A 14383-nucleotide genomic window follows, 5' to 3' on the forward strand; every position below is an offset into this window, starting at 1 on the left:
AACTTTAATTACTTCCACTTCATGACGCAGACCGGCTCGGGGCAGGCGACATCCTTTTGTAGGAGGGTCAACTTACCAGTGTCCGCATCCCGCTTGTAGAGGGTGAGGTTGTCGGAGTTCTGGTTGGAGGCCAGCAGGTAGGATTCGTCCTTGCTGAGGTTGAAGTCACGCGGGAAGTCCCCCTCAGTTGAGATGGATTGGATGTGCTTGACGGTGAAGTCCGGCTGAACCGCGAAGACCGCGATCGTGTTTTCACCCCGGTTAGAGGTGTAGATGAACTTACCATCGCTGGAGAAGCGAATAGCAGCGGCCCCATTATGAGCAGTCCAGTCATCTGGAATCGTCTTGACCGTCTGAACATGGGTGAAGCTGGCGTCGGCGGCGTTGTACTTCAAAACTTCAAGCTTGCTGGATAGTTCACCGAGGACGTAGGCGTACTTACCATTCGGGTGGAAGGCGATGTGACGGGTCCCAAAACCGTCTTCACACTTATAACGGGAGACGGCGGTCAGTTTGCCATCGGCGGAGACATCGTAGACCACGAGTAGGTCCATCCCCAGGTCACAGACGACCAGCCGCTTGTCGGGGGTCAGGTCGGCGAAGTGAACGTGGGGGGCCTCCTGCTCTGGCCGTGGACCGGTAGCACCCTGGTGGGTAACAGAATCAGTCTGGGTCAGCGTGCCATCTTCGTTGATCTTGAAGACGTCGACTTTGGCGGTGTGGTAGTTGGCACTGTAGAGCAGGTGGCGTTGTTCATCAAGGCCGACGTAGGCCGGTGGGGCCCCGGCAGCGAGCACCTTACTGAGCATCTTGGCGTTGTCGTCCTTCAGGGAGTAGGAAGCGACCCCGCCCTGGTCATCAATTTGCTTGATGGCGTAGACTCGATCATTGCTGCCGACTTGCAGGTAGGCGGGCTTTTGTGACGGGATGGCCAGGCGGACGTTGGTCAGCTTACCAGCGTCGTCATCGAGGGTGACGGCGTAGACCCCCTTGCTGTCCTTCTTAGTATAGGTTCCAATTAGAAAATTCTCTTCCACGATGGGATTCCTCCTTTGAAAATGCTTACTTATATGATAACAAAATTATGGCTATGGTAAACTATTAATATTGAGAAAAATGAAAAGGACGGATCGACGTGAAGAAAATTGAAAAGCAGCGGCAGTTTGTAAGGGCGCACCTGGACCTTTTCCGGTGCCCAACCTGTCAGGAACCCTTTGTCCAGCTGGAGGAGAACAGTATTGTTTGTGGTCGGGGGCACCGAATTGACTTTAACAAACACGGTTACCTCCATTTCCTGAAGGGGGCCGCAGATACGGAATACGGGCGGGAGATGTTTCTGGCCCGCCGCCAGCTCCTGGACGCGGGCCTGTTCAAACCGATTATTCAGGCGGTTGCCGAGCGATTATCCCAGCGTCCCCTGAAAATTCTGGATGTCGGTACGGGGGAGGGAACCCCACTTGCTCAACTGGCAACGTTGCGGGCCGGTCAAGGTGACTCCCTGCTGGGTTTTGACATTGCCAAGGCCGGGGTGATCCTGGCCACCCAGTTGGACCTGGACGCCTTCTTCTGTGTGGCCGACCTCCGCCAGCTACCCTTCAATGACCAGGCCTTCGACACCGTGATCGAGCTCTTCTCACCGTCAGACTACGCGGAGTTTAACCGGGTGCTGGCTCCAGATGGAACCCTAGTCAAGGTGATTCCCAATGCTGACTACCTGGTCGAACTCCGTCACTTACTCTATAGTCAGGATGACCAGCATGCCCACTACGATAACTCTCGGGTCAGGGAGCTCTTTGCTCGGCACTATCCGGATAGCCAGGTGCAGCGGGTCCGCTACCGTTTTGCTCTACCGGCAGGGATGGCAGCGGCCCTGGTTGAGATGACACCACTGCATTGGGGAAGGGGCGCCAAGCAGCTGACGGCTAGTGAATTGGCTGGTCTGCAGGCGGTAACCGTCGATGTTTCCCTGCTGATTGCTAAGAAATCTTAATAAAATGTTTGCACAAGCGACAAAATGATGCTAAAGTAACATAGAGAAATCGTTTGGCAGTTGACATCGAACCAATTCGTTGGTAACTGCCAAATAGCACTTCATTAAAGCAGCGTTTCGCCGTGCCCACACCGAGACCCTGCTTTTTTTATATTCTGAGGAGTTTTAACAATGACCAATCATATCGTACTGTTTGAACCACTTTTTCCCGCCAATACGGGTAATATCGCCCGGACCTGCGCCGGTACTAATACGGAGCTGCACCTGATCCGGCCGCTGGGCTTCTCGACCGACGACAAACACATGAAGCGGGCCGGGCTGGATTACTGGGACAAGGTCAAGATTACCTACCACGATGACCTGCAGGACTTTGTTGCCAGCGTAGCGGACATCAGCAAGCTCTACCTAGTCTCCAAGTTTGCCAGCCGTGACTACACAGACGTCGACTACACCAGCGCGGGTGATCATTACTTCCTGTTTGGCAAGGAGACGACCGGCCTGCCCGAACAATTCATGCGGCGCTACCCGGAAAATACCATCCGGATCCCGCAAAATGATGACAATATTCGGGCGCTCAACCTCTCAAACAGTGCCGCCATTGTCATCTACGAGGCCTTGCGCCAGCAGAGTTTTCCGGGACTGGCCCGGGTTCACACCTATCACTTTGACAAACTGAAGTAGCGAGGGGAGGGCGTATGGCACAGCGAAAGAAAATAAGCAAGCGGCGCCGTCCGCGGCGTAGTTCAAGCGCTAAGCAGCACCGCCTCATTAACAACCTGGTTGGGCTCATTGTGGCCCTCTTGATGCTAGTGGGATTATTTAAGCTCGGGGCCCTGGGAGCACTCATCCAGGGGATCTTCAAGCTCTTGGTGGGGGCAAGTTACCCGGTATTGATGCTGGTTGTCCTCCTCTATGGGCTTGGCTTTGCCCTTTATGCACGGTGGCTGCGCTTCGGCCCACGGCGGATCGTTGGGGTGGTGGTTTGCTATCTCGGTCTATTGATTTGGCTGCACGTCCTGATGATGAACCAGCTAAACGTTCACGCTAAGATTCCGGTGGTCACCTGGAGTAACCTGAGTAAGGCAATTCTCAATGGCGACAGCACGCTGCCGATCGGTGGGGGGATGGCGGGTGCTTACCTCTACACTGCCTGTGACGTCCTGGTTGACCGGGTTGGCACCGCGGTCTTTGCCTGGCTGCTAATGATCTGTGGGGTGGTGATCTTCTTTGCCCTGCCGTGGCGGGATTCTCTCCGGCTCTGTGGTCAGCTGGTTCAGCGCTTGGCGCGGGCCCTGCATACCGGAGGGCAGGAGCTGTCGGCCAAGGTGAAGCAGCCGGGGGTGACCACCCCGACAGCGCCAGCCCCGGGCCCATCGTTGGGTAAAAAGGTGCAGGACTTCTTCAAAGACGATGACGATAATCAGGCACCATCACCGGCGATGTCCGCCCCTGCTCCACAACCCACCACGCCGGTGACCGAGCCCAAGATCACAGTGGCTAGTGACCACCAGGAGAAGACGACGCCAGAGAGTGCAAAGGACAACGAGCGGCCGGAACTTTCCCTGGCTGGGGTTTCCGCCCAGGCGGATAAGGATTATCAGCTGCCGCCGCTGACCTTGTTGAGTAAGGTCAAGGCGACTGACCAGCAGGCCGACCTGAAGAATATCAAGAAGAACACCCAGCTCCTGCAGAAAACGCTGAAGTCCTTCAACGTTGACGCAACGGTTGAAAATGTTAACCTAGGACCGTCCGTTACCAAGTACGAGCTGCGGCCGGCCGTAGGTGTCAAGGTCAGCCGGATTACCCATCTGGCGGATGACCTAGCCCTGGCCCTGGCCGCCAAGGACATTCGGATCGAGGCCCCAATTCCCGGTAAGTCGTTGATCGGGATTGAGGTGCCAAATCAGCAGGTCGCCACCGTTGGCTTCCGCGACATGTTCGAGGCAGCACCCCAGGACGATAGCCCGATGAACGTGCCCCTTGGTCGAACCGTCACCGGGGACGTTGAGATGGCCGACCTGACCAAGATGCCCCACCTGCTGATCGCCGGGGCGACCGGGAGCGGGAAGTCGGTGGCCATCAACGTTATCCTGACGAGCATCTTGCTTAAGGCCAAGCCTCACCAGGTGAAAATGCTCTTAATCGACCCGAAGAAGGTTGAATTGAGCGTCTACAACGACATTCCCCACCTACTCAGTCCGGTGGTTTCCGAACCTAAGAAGGCTGCCCGGGCCCTGGCCAAGGTGGTGGCGGAGATGGAACGGCGCTACGAGCTGTTTGCTAAGTTTGGGGTGCGCAACCTCAAGGGTTATAACCACCTGGTTCAGCAGCAAAATACCGCCCACCCGGATGACCAGCAGCCATCACTACCCCTGGTCCTGGTGGTCGTTGATGAGTTGGCGGACCTGATGATGACGGTCTCCAATGATGTTGAGGATGCAATCGTCCGGATTGCCCAGATGGGGCGGGCCGCCGGAATTCATATGATTCTGGCGACGCAGCGACCATCCGTCGACGTCATCACTGGTCTAATCAAGGCCAACGTGCCGTCCCGGATTGCCTTTGCCGTTTCCAGCGGGGTTGATTCCCGAACCATCTTAGATGCCAACGGGGCCGAGAAGTTACTCGGTCGTGGGGATATGCTGTTTGAACCGATTGACCAGAACAAGCCAGTTCGGGTCCAGGGGGCTTTTATCTCCGATCATGATGTGGAGGCCGTGGTGGACTTCATCAAGCAGGAGCGACCGGCCGAATATGACCAGCAGATGGTGGTCAGCGACTCCGAGATGGCTGCGGAGGCCGAAAAAGAGGACGAAGATCCCCTCTTCAAGGAGGCACTCGACTTTGTAGTTCAGGAGCAGCGGGCCTCGACTTCACTGATCCAACGACGTTTTCGGATTGGTTACAACCGGGCGGCGCGGATTGTTGACGATATGGCGCAGCGCGGCTACGTCAGTCCGGCTAACGGCTCCAAGCCACGCGAGGTTTATAAGAAGCCTGATCAACTGGAGCAAAAATAAAAGAAGCGTGGCTGGGAGAAAACTTTGTTTTCTCACCAGCCACGTTTAGTTTTCCGAATATTACAGTGCAGTTACGGGAAACCTAATAGGCTAGCTTCGCGTCGTAAGCGCGCCCTTAGCGTCTAGCTACGAACGAAGGCCGACGCCTCTAGCGTCAACCTCCGTTCTAGGCTAGCCGTACAGGGCGCCGAGAAGCTTATTTCCCAGCCTCCTTCTTTTTTAACGTTAGATGAGGTTCAATGCGGCGACCGCACTGAAGATGAGGGATCCCAGCATCGCAATCAGCATTAACCAGATGGCGACCATGGTGATCTTTTGGAAACGTGTCTTCTTTTTCCGTTGCATAATCCTTAACCGCCTTTCACGATTGTTAACTCCTAGTAGTGTACCGCATTTTGCGGCCGTCTTTCAAACGGAATACTAAATTTATGGTAGACTTAAGACAATGAATTTTGAAGGTGGTTAAAAAAGTGTTGGTTGACTATCATCGTATCTTAATGCAGCTGGCGATTGTTATTTTGCTGGCGGTAGTGACCCGGCTGCTGCAACGGTTCAGCCGGGGGCGCCGGATGAAACAGATCTGCGGCTACGTCTGGGTGACGGTTCTCTGGGGGATGAGCATTACTAATCTAGGACCATACTGGTTTGCCTATCCGATGGCCCTTTGGATGATCCTGGCCCTGGTTCTGATTTTCATTCAGTTGATCCATAACCATGAGTTCATTTATCGGCGGCCCTGGCCAGTCTTCTGGCACGGGTCCTTGCTGTATGCGGTGGTGGTGTTTATCGCCTCACTGTTCAGCGGAAAACTGCCATTGATTTAATAAATTAATAATTAATAACTATTAAATAAGGTAGCGGAAATCGGACAATTTCCGTTATTTTTTTATTATAATAAAATTCTAAAATATCGTGGTGAGAAGTGGGGGATTGTGGTAGACTTGTCCTATAAAGTGGTTAAAGGGGATGATTGGCTTGTTGATGGGTGAATATCAGCACACGCTTGACACCAAACAACGGCTGATCATCCCGGCTAAGTTCCGCGATCAGCTCGGTGGTCAGTTCGTGGTTACCCGGGGATTAGACGGGTGCCTATTTGGCTACCCGATGGCTGAATGGCGAGCCCTTGAGGAGAAACTAAAGACGTTGCCACTGACCAAGCGGGATGCCCGGGCATTTGTCCGTTTCCTCTATTCCGCCGCGACCGTCTGTGTGATCGATAAGCAGGGACGGATCAACATCCCCGACCCGCTGTGCCAGTATGCTAAGTTAAGTAAGAAGTGCATGGTGGTGGGGGTTTCTAACCGTCTGGAGATCTGGGACTGTGATCGTTGGAATGAATACAATAGCACCACCGCAGATAATTTTGACGAGATTGCTGAGGACCTAAACATTGATTTTTAATTTAAAGGGAGGGCAAGTTGATGGCAGAATTTAAGCACGTAACGGTTTTACTTCATGAGGCCGTGGCAGGATTAAATCTGCAACCAACTGGCACCTACGTTGATGCAACCCTTGGTGGTGGTGGTCACTCTGGCGAGATCCTAAAGCAGTTGACCACCGGCCACCTTTATTCGTTTGACCAGGACAAGACCGCGATTGAATATAATCAGGAACACCTGGCACCGACCCTGGCGGCAGGGAAACTGACCCTGGTGGAGGACAATTTCCGTCACCTCAAGGCGGCCCTGACTGCACGGGGAGTAACGAGCATCGACGGAATTGTCTATGACCTTGGGGTGTCGTCACCACAGTTTGACGACGGTGCCCGGGGATTTAGCTACCAGCACGACGCTCCCTTGGACATGCGGATGAACCAGGAGCAATCGCTGTCAGCGATGCAAGTGGTCAACGAGTGGCCATATGAGCGGCTAGTGAAGATTCTTTACCGGTATGGTGAGGAGCGCTTTGCCAAGCAGATTGCACGTAAGATTGAGCAGCGGCGGGCGCATCGGCCAATCCAGACGACCTTTGAACTGGTGGATGTCATCAAGGAAGCTATTCCGGCGGCAGCGCGGCGGCATGGTGGGCACCCAGCCAAGAAGAGCTTTCAGGCTATCCGGATCGCCGTCAACGACGAGCTGGGCGCCCTTGAGGAGTCACTTGAACAGGCCCTCGACCTCCTAAATGTTCATGGCCGGATCAGCGTGATCACCTTCCAGTCATTAGAAGACCGGCTGGTGAAGACGATGTTTCGGGAAAAGACTTCACTGAGTGCTGACCTGCCCCAGGGCCTACCGGTAATTCCGGCCGGGATGGAGCCCCATTTCAAACTAGTAAATAAGAAGCCAATTCTTCCTAGTGCTCGCGAATTAGCTGATAATCACCGAGCACACAGCGCTAAATTGCGGATTATCGAGAAAGTCAAATAAAGGAAAGAGTGATTAAAGTGGTTTCAAATACTGCACGAGAATTATCAAACGAGCAAGCGACACGACCGGCTCAACAGGCGCACCCAGTTGGGGTTGTCAAGGTAGCCTGGTCGCCCTTTGAACGTTCGCTAATGTTTGTCGGCAGTATTGTGACCCTGTGCTTAGTCATTACCTTATTATCGACGAAGGTGACGATGAATAGTCGTCAGCACCACTTGCAAGACCTGCAGAATCAAATCACCCGGGTGAAGAATTCTAATACGAGTGCCCACCAGGAGATTGCCGAACTGACCAGCCAGTCCAACCTCAAGGCCGCGGCACACAAGTATGGCCTATCCGATAAAATCTCGAATGTAAGGAACATTAACAAATAATGAATAAGATGCCACGACGAACGAAAAACAAGTTGAATAATAAAAACCGCGGAACATTTGGTAAATGGTTGTTCATGATCACGGTTGCGTTATTCGTCTTGTTTATCGTTCGTTTTGCGTATATTGCGATTAACAAGGATGTTCAGCACGTTAACCTTCAATCAAAGGCGGAGCAGATCTACACCCAGCGCCAGGTAATTCAAGCCAAGCGGGGAACGATCTATGATGCCGAAGGTAACCAGCTGGCTAGCGATACTAGCAATTATACGCTCTATGCCGTGGTTGATCGCAACCAGCGTTCCAACACCGGCAGGCCACTTTATGTGACGAATAAGAAGAAGACGGCCAAGGTGCTGGCACGCTATATCAACCTGTCACCCGCTAAAATTGAGAAGATCCTGACGACTAACCGGCAGACCTATCAGGTCGAATTTGGGGCGGCGGGGAGTCACCTATCCGTGGCGACCATGCAGAAAATCAAGAGTCACCACCTACCGGGGATCAACTTTGTGGCGACCCCGGCCCGCCAGTATCCAGAGGGGGAGTTTGCCTCTCAGCTGATTGGGATGGCTAACCCCAAGACCGATCCAAAGGTTCCTGGGGGGACTACCCTGGTGGGTCAGCTCGGCCTGGAGGGCTACTTCAATAAGCAGCTGACCGGAGTTAACGGGATCCGGCAGGATAAGCAGGATGTTTACGGCTACCAGCTGGCCAACTCTAAGGCGACAATGAAAAAAGCCGTTAATGGTGATGATGTTCGGACCACCCTAGACCCGCAGACCCAGCACTTCCTTGAAAGTAAGGTCAATAAGGTCTATGAACATTCACGGGCCAACGCGATGACGGCCGTCGTGATGGAGGCCAAGACCGGTAAGATCATTGCGGCCACCCAACGGCCGACATTACGTTCTAAAAAGGACCCGGTCTGGCGCAACATGCTGGTCCAGGATGCTTATGAACCAGGTTCGACGATGAAGATTCTGGCCCTGAGTGCGGCGATTGACTCTGGTCACTTCGACCCCAACGGAACCTTTAATTCTGGAACCTGGTCGATGGGTGGTGGTAAAATCACCGACTGGTCATCCGGTGGCTGGGGTGTAATTACCTATAAGGACGCCTTTGACCTGTCCAGTAACGTCGGTTTTGCTCACCTGGAACAGAATATGGGTGCCGATACCTGGTATAAGTACATCAAGCGCTTTGGCCTATTAAAGAAGGTCAACGTGGTTGGGATGGGAAATGAGGTCGCCGGATTCACCCAGTTCAAGGGAATCCTGGAGCAGGCTAACACCGCCTTTGGTCAGGGGATTACAGTAAATGTGATGCAGATGATGCAGGCATTTACGGCAGTTGCCAACCATGGTAAGATGATGCGGCCTTACTTTGTTTCTAAGGTGACGAACAGTGACGGTCAGGTGGTCAAACGAGTCAAGACAACCGAGGTCGGTCACCCGATCAAGAGCCAGACCGCCCATAAGGTCCTTGACCTGATGCAGGGAGTTGTTTACGACCAGAAGGGACTCGGCCATGCCTATCAGATCAAGGGCCACCGGATTGCTGCTAAGACCGGGACCGCCCAGATCGGTGGGGCCAACGGGTACAGTAATGGTGATACCAATTACCTCTACTCGATGGTTGGGATGGCACCGGCCGAGAATCCCCAGTACATTATCTACATTACCCTGCGCCAGCCACAGAACATCAACCCGCAGCCAGCTGATCAGATTGCCGAAGTCTTCAACCCAACGATGAAGATGCTGCTCAACCGGCGGAGTGCTAGCAAGAAGGCTGCCCACAGCAAGGTCACTGTGCCATCCGTTGTCGGTCACACCAGCCAGGCCGCCAGCGATGAACTAAGCGCTCGCCGCCTCCAGCCGGTCCTGATCGGTAGTGGCAAGAAGGTCAAGCAACAATCACAAGCGGGTGGTCAGCAGGTGTTGGTCAACCAGCGGGTTATCCTGGATACCGGTGGTCGCGTCAAGATGCCAGACCTGACCGGCTGGAGCGCTGCCGACGTTGAGGAACTCGCCCAGTTGCTGCACCTACAACTCAGTGAACAGGGTGACGGCTATGTCGACTCGCAGAGTATCAAGGCTAACGCGTCAATCAATAAGAACCAAACCTTGGTTGTTAAATATAAAGCAAAGAACTAATTGGAGGACACTATGAATTTATTGACAGCTATTCTGACGGTAATCAGTGCGTTTGCGATTACCTTTTTCCTGATGCCATCACTAATTCGCTATTTTCGGGCCAAGAAAGAGGGCCAGCAGATCAGAAAGGAAGGACCAACCTGGCACGCCAAGAAGGCTGGGACCCCAACGATGGGGGGACTCCTCTTCATCATCTCGGCAGTGATCACCATTCTCTGGGTGGCGGTCTGGCAGGGGATGGTTACCAACACCCTCTGGGCCCTCCTCTTTATCCTGGTCGTTTACGGTCTGATCGGGATGTGGGACGACAGTATTAAAATTTTTCACCACCAAAATGAGGGCTTCAAGGCATGGCAGAAGGCCCTCTGTCAGGTTATTGCAGCGATGACCTTCACGGTGATCTACCAGCACGAAGGTTTCTGGATGGGCTTTGGCACCAGTCAAATCGGCTGGTGGTTTGGCCTATTCATTATCTTCTGGATCGTTGGTTTCTCTAACGCGGTCAACCTGACCGATGGCCTCGATGGCCTGGTCAGTGGCCTGTCGATTATCTCTTTTGCCGCCTATCTGATCATTGCCCTGATCGACATCAACCAGCCTGGTTATCCTGAGGTAGCCCTGTTCTGTCTGGCGATGATCGGGACGCTGGTGGGCTTCTTCCCGTATAATCACAAGCCAGCCAATATTTTCATGGGTGACATGGGGTCGCTGGCAATTGGGGCCTCCCTGGCAGCGGTATCCTTGCTACTGCACCACGAATGGTCCCTGCTGGTTATCGGGATCGTTTACGTTTGCGAGACGGCCAGTGTTATGCTGCAGGTGGCGTCATTCAAGCTGACTGGTAAGCGGATCTTCAAGATGAGTCCAATCCACCACCACTTCGAACTTTGTGGCTGGAGTGAATGGAAGATTGATATTGTCTTTTGGATCGTTGGTCTGATCGGTGCCATTGTTGCCGTAAGTTGGATTTTAATTGCAGGCTAATTTCAGATTAAGAGAGGGAACATCCGATGAAGAAGATTAGTAAGTATCAAGGCAAGAAGGTTCTGGTAATGGGCTTTGGAATTAGTGGGATTAACGCAGCCCACCTGCTCGTCAAGCTCGGAGCCACGGTAACGGCCAATGACCAGCAGACACCTAAGGACCCGAAGGTGGTTGCCGACCTGGAAAACGACGGCATTAAGGTTATCACCGGTTCCAACCCGGTCAGCCTGGCCGATGAGGGATTTGATATTGTGGTGAAGAACCCCGGAATCCCGTACGATAATCCGCTGGTTGCCAAGTTTGTTGAGCAGGGCACGCCGATCATTACCGAGGCTGAACTCGGCTGGGAGATCTTTGATGGCCACCTGGTTAGCGTTACCGGGAGTAACGGGAAGACGACCACCACGACTTTGACCCAGCTGATGTTGGCTAAGAGCTCCAGTCACAATGTTAAGTACGCGGGGAACATCGGTGTGTCCTTCAGCAAGGTTGCCGAGGGGATGGGGCCCGACGATACCCTGGTCACTGAGCTATCCAGCTTCCAGCTGCTTGGCTGCCCGACCATCCACCCGCGCATTGCCATCATCACCAATATTTTCTCCAACCACCTGGACTACCACAAGACCCGGGAGAACTACATTAACGCTAAGCTCAACATCACCCGGAACCAGACCAAGGATGATTTCCTGATCATGAACTGGGACCGCGACGAGTGGCAAGAGATTGCCCGGCGTTCCCAGGCGACAATCGTACCGTTCTCCCGGCTTAACAAGAGCCATGAGGGGGCTTATGAAGAGGACGGGATGATCTGCTGGCGTGGTGAACAAATCATGAAGGCAAGGGATATTCGGTTGATCGGTCCCCAGAACGTCGAGAACGCCCTGGCCGCCATCGCCGCTGCCAAGCTTAGTGGGGTATCAAACGAAGACATCATCAGTGTCCTAACAACCTTTGGTGGGGTTCGGCACCGCCTTCAGTACGTCATGGAATACCAGGATCGCCTGTTTTACAACGATTCCAAGTCAACCGATATTGAGGCCACCGAGGTTGCCCTGCAGGGGTTTGATCGTCCGGTGATCCTCCTCGCCGGGGGCCTGGACCGTGGTTATACCTTTGAACGACTGGTACCGTACTTTAAGAAGCACGTCAAGGCAATCATCGTCTTCGGTCAGTGCAAGGACAAGATGAAGGATGCCGCAAAGCAGGCTGGTATCCCGACGATTCTGGAGAGTGAGAATGCCATCACCGCGGTTCCGGCGGCCTGGGAGGTCAGTGAACCCGGGGATGTAATCCTGCTGTCACCGGCCAACGCCAGCTGGGACCAGTTCCCGAGTTTTGAGGTACGCGGGGACCGGTTCATTGAAGCCGTTGAGAAGTTAACGAATCAAAAGGAGAAGTAAAAATGCGGTTACTTGTATCTGGTGGGGGCACCGGTGGTCATATCTATCCGGCGCTGGCCCTGATTGAACGTTTGAAACAGGTGGAACCCGATACGGAGGTCCTCTATGTTGGAACCACCCGGGGGTTGGAGAATAAGATTGTCCCCGATGCGGGCATTAAACTGGAGACCATGCATATGCAGGGCTTTAAGCGTTCCCTTTCCCTGGATAATTTCAAGACCATTTATTTATTCCTGCATTCGGTTCACCATGCTAAGAAGATCATTCGCGACTTCAAACCCGATGTCGTCCTTGGTACGGGGGGCTATGTCAGTGGGGCGGTCCTGTATGCGGCAGCCAAACACCATGTTCCAACGGTTATCCACGAGCAAAACAGCGTGGTGGGGGTCACCAACAAGTTCCTCAGCCGCTATGTTGACCAGATTGCGATCGCCTTTGCGGCGGCGCGTGACCAGTTCCCGACTGATAAGGTAACAATGGTGGGAAACCCACGGGCTCAACAGGTGGCAGCCCAGGCCGACAGTGACTTCTCCTGGACCAGCTATGGCCTCAGAGATGACGTGCCAACCCTGATGATCTTTGGTGGAAGCCAGGGGGCCCCGAAGATCAACCAGGCAGTCGTGGATGCCATTCCCGAGTTTAGTAAGCGCGACTACCAGGTGATCTTTGCCACCGGGCAGAAGCGTTATGACCATGTCAAGGAGCAGCTGGGTGACACCAAGATTGGCACCAACGTTAAGGTCGTCCCATATATCAAGGACATGCCGGCCAAGATGCCCCGGGTAGCAGCCCTGGTTTCCCGGGCGGGGGCGACGACCATTGCCGAGGTTACCGCTTTGGGTGTGCCTACCATCTTGATCCCAAGCCCGTACGTCACGGCCAACCACCAGGTGAAGAACGCCCAGGCCCTGGTCAAGAACAATGCGGCCGCCATGATCACCGAGGACAAGCTGGACGCCAAGTCATTACTCTTACAGGCGGATCGGATCATGGAAAATGACGACCTGCGGGCTAAGATGTCAGCAGCGTCCAAGAAGATGGGACGCCCCGATGCGGCCGATCGACTGATTAAGGTCCTGCACCAGGCAATGGATGAACACAGGTAAGAAGTGAGGAGGGCGGCTGAAGATGACAAGGGATCACTATGTCTCTGAACACCAGCGTTACGCCAAGCGGCTGGCAGAGCTGGAGGAACGAAGCCGTCAGGCACACCAGCAACGTCAGCAGCCAAATAAGAAGCACATTAGCAAACGGTTGCCGCGCCTGCGTCACCACCACTACCGCAAGAACGGTGAGCGCGTGTTCAAACTAGTCCTGGTGTTTGGCCTTGTCCTCCTGCTGATGGCCTATATCATCTCACCACTGAGCAAGCTTTCATCCGTGAAGGTGGTTGGCAACAAGGAGTTGACGGCCACAAACGTTGAGGACGCGGTGAAGGTGTACCCGGGGCGTTTTATCTGGGGTGTCTACTTGAACAGGGGCAAGCTCTGTCGGCAGGCCCGGGTGACCCAACCCCGGATTGCCAGTGCCAAGATCAGGGTTACCGGGTTACAGAGCATGACGGTCACAGTCCAGGAGAATCCGCTACTTGGGACTGCCCGGCTCGGTAAACAGGTATACGCCGTGTTGGCCGATGGACACCTGCAGGTAACCACGATGGATAGCACGGGGATCGACTATCGGCAGTTCAACGGTCACCGCGCTGATCTTCAGCTGGTTGCTCGCCAGATAGGTAAACTAAAGCCAGCAATTCGTAGCGGGATTTCGGCGATCGTCTATCAGCCTACTAAGCAGATGCCAAACCGGATTGTTTTGTACATGCGTGATGGCAATACGGTCCTGGCCAACAAGAACACGGTGGGCACGAAGATGGCCTACTACCCTGGTATTGCGGCAAACATGAAGCAAAATGGGGTTGTTGACCTGCAAGTGGGGGCCTTTTCCTACGATTATGGTGCAAAGGATAAGTGATAAAATTTGAAAAGCTTGTAACAATCCATTTGAGAGTAGGATTAACTGTGGTAAAATCTTTATTAGGTCAACATTAAATTACGAAAAAAATAATTTAGTATAATAGTTTTAGGAGGGTT

General features: G+C 53.7%; 14 protein-coding genes. 12 read left to right on the forward strand and 2 right to left on the reverse strand.

Annotated features, from left to right (window positions below):
* Positions 1 to 8: 8 nt before the first annotated feature.
* Positions 9 to 1037, reverse strand: coding sequence for a lactonase family protein (locus FD34_RS06985; protein WP_057808080.1), 1029 nt, complete (start codon positions 1035 to 1037; stop codon positions 9 to 11).
* 98 nt (positions 1038 to 1135) lie between these two features.
* Here FD34_RS06985 and FD34_RS06990 point away from each other — a divergent pair, with 98 nt between their 5' ends.
* The 3 genes from FD34_RS06990 to FD34_RS07000 all read left to right on the forward strand — a co-directional run bounded on the left by FD34_RS06990 (position 1136) and on the right by FD34_RS07000 (position 5010).
* Positions 1136 to 1990, forward strand: coding sequence for a methyltransferase domain-containing protein (locus FD34_RS06990; protein WP_057808082.1), 855 nt, complete (start codon positions 1136 to 1138; stop codon positions 1988 to 1990).
* A 171-nt stretch (positions 1991 to 2161) separates the two neighbouring features.
* Positions 2162 to 2671, forward strand: a complete 510-nt coding sequence (locus FD34_RS06995; protein WP_057808084.1) for a tRNA (cytidine(34)-2'-O)-methyltransferase — start codon at positions 2162 to 2164, stop codon at positions 2669 to 2671.
* Positions 2672 to 2685: 14 nt separating this feature from the next.
* Positions 2686 to 5010, forward strand: coding sequence for an FtsK/SpoIIIE family DNA translocase (locus tag FD34_RS07000; protein WP_057808086.1), 2325 nt, complete (start codon positions 2686 to 2688; stop codon positions 5008 to 5010).
* A gap of 225 nt (positions 5011 to 5235) precedes the next feature.
* Here FD34_RS07000 and FD34_RS08500 read toward each other — a convergent pair whose 3' ends face one another.
* A complete protein-coding gene (locus tag FD34_RS08500) occupies positions 5236 to 5355 on the reverse strand; it encodes a DUF4044 domain-containing protein (RefSeq protein WP_083479927.1) in 120 nt (39 codons plus the stop codon).
* Positions 5356 to 5480: 125 nt separating this feature from the next.
* Between FD34_RS08500 and FD34_RS07005 the strand changes: the two genes are divergently transcribed.
* The 9 genes from FD34_RS07005 to FD34_RS07045 all read left to right on the forward strand — a co-directional run bounded on the left by FD34_RS07005 (position 5481) and on the right by FD34_RS07045 (position 14264).
* On the forward strand, positions 5481 to 5834 hold the full coding sequence (locus FD34_RS07005) for a hypothetical protein (protein ID WP_057808088.1): 354 nt from the start codon (positions 5481 to 5483) through the stop codon (positions 5832 to 5834).
* 151 nt (positions 5835 to 5985) lie between these two features.
* Positions 5986 to 6414: a division/cell wall cluster transcriptional repressor MraZ gene (mraZ, locus tag FD34_RS07010; protein WP_057808337.1), complete on the forward strand. Its 429-nt coding sequence runs from the start codon at positions 5986 to 5988 to the stop codon at positions 6412 to 6414.
* A gap of 20 nt (positions 6415 to 6434) precedes the next feature.
* A complete protein-coding gene (gene rsmH, locus FD34_RS07015; RefSeq protein ID WP_057808090.1) occupies positions 6435 to 7382 on the forward strand; it encodes a 16S rRNA (cytosine(1402)-N(4))-methyltransferase RsmH in 948 nt (315 codons plus the stop codon).
* Between the two features lie 17 nt (positions 7383 to 7399).
* Positions 7400 to 7756 carry a cell division protein FtsL gene (locus tag FD34_RS07020; RefSeq protein WP_057808091.1) on the forward strand — a complete coding sequence of 119 codons (357 nt, stop codon included), beginning with the start codon at positions 7400 to 7402 and terminating at the stop codon, positions 7754 to 7756.
* Positions 7756 to 9909, forward strand: a complete 2154-nt coding sequence (locus tag FD34_RS07025) for a penicillin-binding transpeptidase domain-containing protein (RefSeq protein WP_057808093.1) — start codon at positions 7756 to 7758, stop codon at positions 9907 to 9909. Before FD34_RS07020 ends, FD34_RS07025 begins: the two co-directional genes overlap by 1 nt.
* 12 nt (positions 9910 to 9921) lie before the next feature.
* Positions 9922 to 10893, forward strand: a complete 972-nt coding sequence (mraY, locus tag FD34_RS07030) for a phospho-N-acetylmuramoyl-pentapeptide-transferase (protein ID WP_057808095.1) — start codon at positions 9922 to 9924, stop codon at positions 10891 to 10893.
* 26 nt (positions 10894 to 10919) lie between these two features.
* Positions 10920 to 12293, forward strand: a complete 1374-nt coding sequence (gene murD, locus FD34_RS07035; protein WP_057808097.1) for a UDP-N-acetylmuramoyl-L-alanine--D-glutamate ligase — start codon at positions 10920 to 10922, stop codon at positions 12291 to 12293.
* 2 nt (positions 12294 to 12295) lie between these two features.
* On the forward strand, positions 12296 to 13399 hold the full coding sequence (murG, locus tag FD34_RS07040; protein ID WP_057808100.1) for an undecaprenyldiphospho-muramoylpentapeptide beta-N-acetylglucosaminyltransferase: 1104 nt from the start codon (positions 12296 to 12298) through the stop codon (positions 13397 to 13399).
* Positions 13400 to 13421: 22 nt separating this feature from the next.
* The gene (locus FD34_RS07045) at positions 13422 to 14264 is read left to right on the forward strand and encodes a cell division protein FtsQ/DivIB (protein ID WP_057808102.1); all 843 of its coding nucleotides are present in this window, start codon (positions 13422 to 13424) and stop codon (positions 14262 to 14264) included.
* The last annotated feature ends 119 nt before the right edge of the window (positions 14265 to 14383 follow it).

This window comes from Limosilactobacillus pontis DSM 8475 (assembly GCF_001435345.1).
In the GTDB taxonomy this organism is placed as follows: domain Bacteria; phylum Bacillota; class Bacilli; order Lactobacillales; family Lactobacillaceae; genus Limosilactobacillus; species Limosilactobacillus pontis.

Coding starts and splice junctions, on each gene's coding strand:
- mraY (WP_057808095.1), top strand. CDS start 9,922: ATGAATTTATTGACAGCTATTCTGACGGTAATCAGTGCGTTTGCGATT.
- rsmH (WP_057808090.1), top strand. CDS start 6,435: ATGGCAGAATTTAAGCACGTAACGGTTTTACTTCATGAGGCCGTGGCA.
- FD34_RS06995 (WP_057808084.1), top strand. CDS start 2,162: ATGACCAATCATATCGTACTGTTTGAACCACTTTTTCCCGCCAATACG.
- murD (WP_057808097.1), top strand. CDS start 10,920: ATGAAGAAGATTAGTAAGTATCAAGGCAAGAAGGTTCTGGTAATGGGC.
- FD34_RS07025 (WP_057808093.1), top strand. CDS start 7,756: ATGAATAAGATGCCACGACGAACGAAAAACAAGTTGAATAATAAAAAC.
- FD34_RS07000 (WP_057808086.1), top strand. CDS start 2,686: ATGGCACAGCGAAAGAAAATAAGCAAGCGGCGCCGTCCGCGGCGTAGT.
- FD34_RS07045 (WP_057808102.1), top strand. CDS start 13,422: ATGACAAGGGATCACTATGTCTCTGAACACCAGCGTTACGCCAAGCGG.
- murG (WP_057808100.1), top strand. CDS start 12,296: ATGCGGTTACTTGTATCTGGTGGGGGCACCGGTGGTCATATCTATCCG.
- FD34_RS08500 (WP_083479927.1), bottom strand. CDS start 5,355: ATGCAACGGAAAAAGAAGACACGTTTCCAAAAGATCACCATGGTCGCC.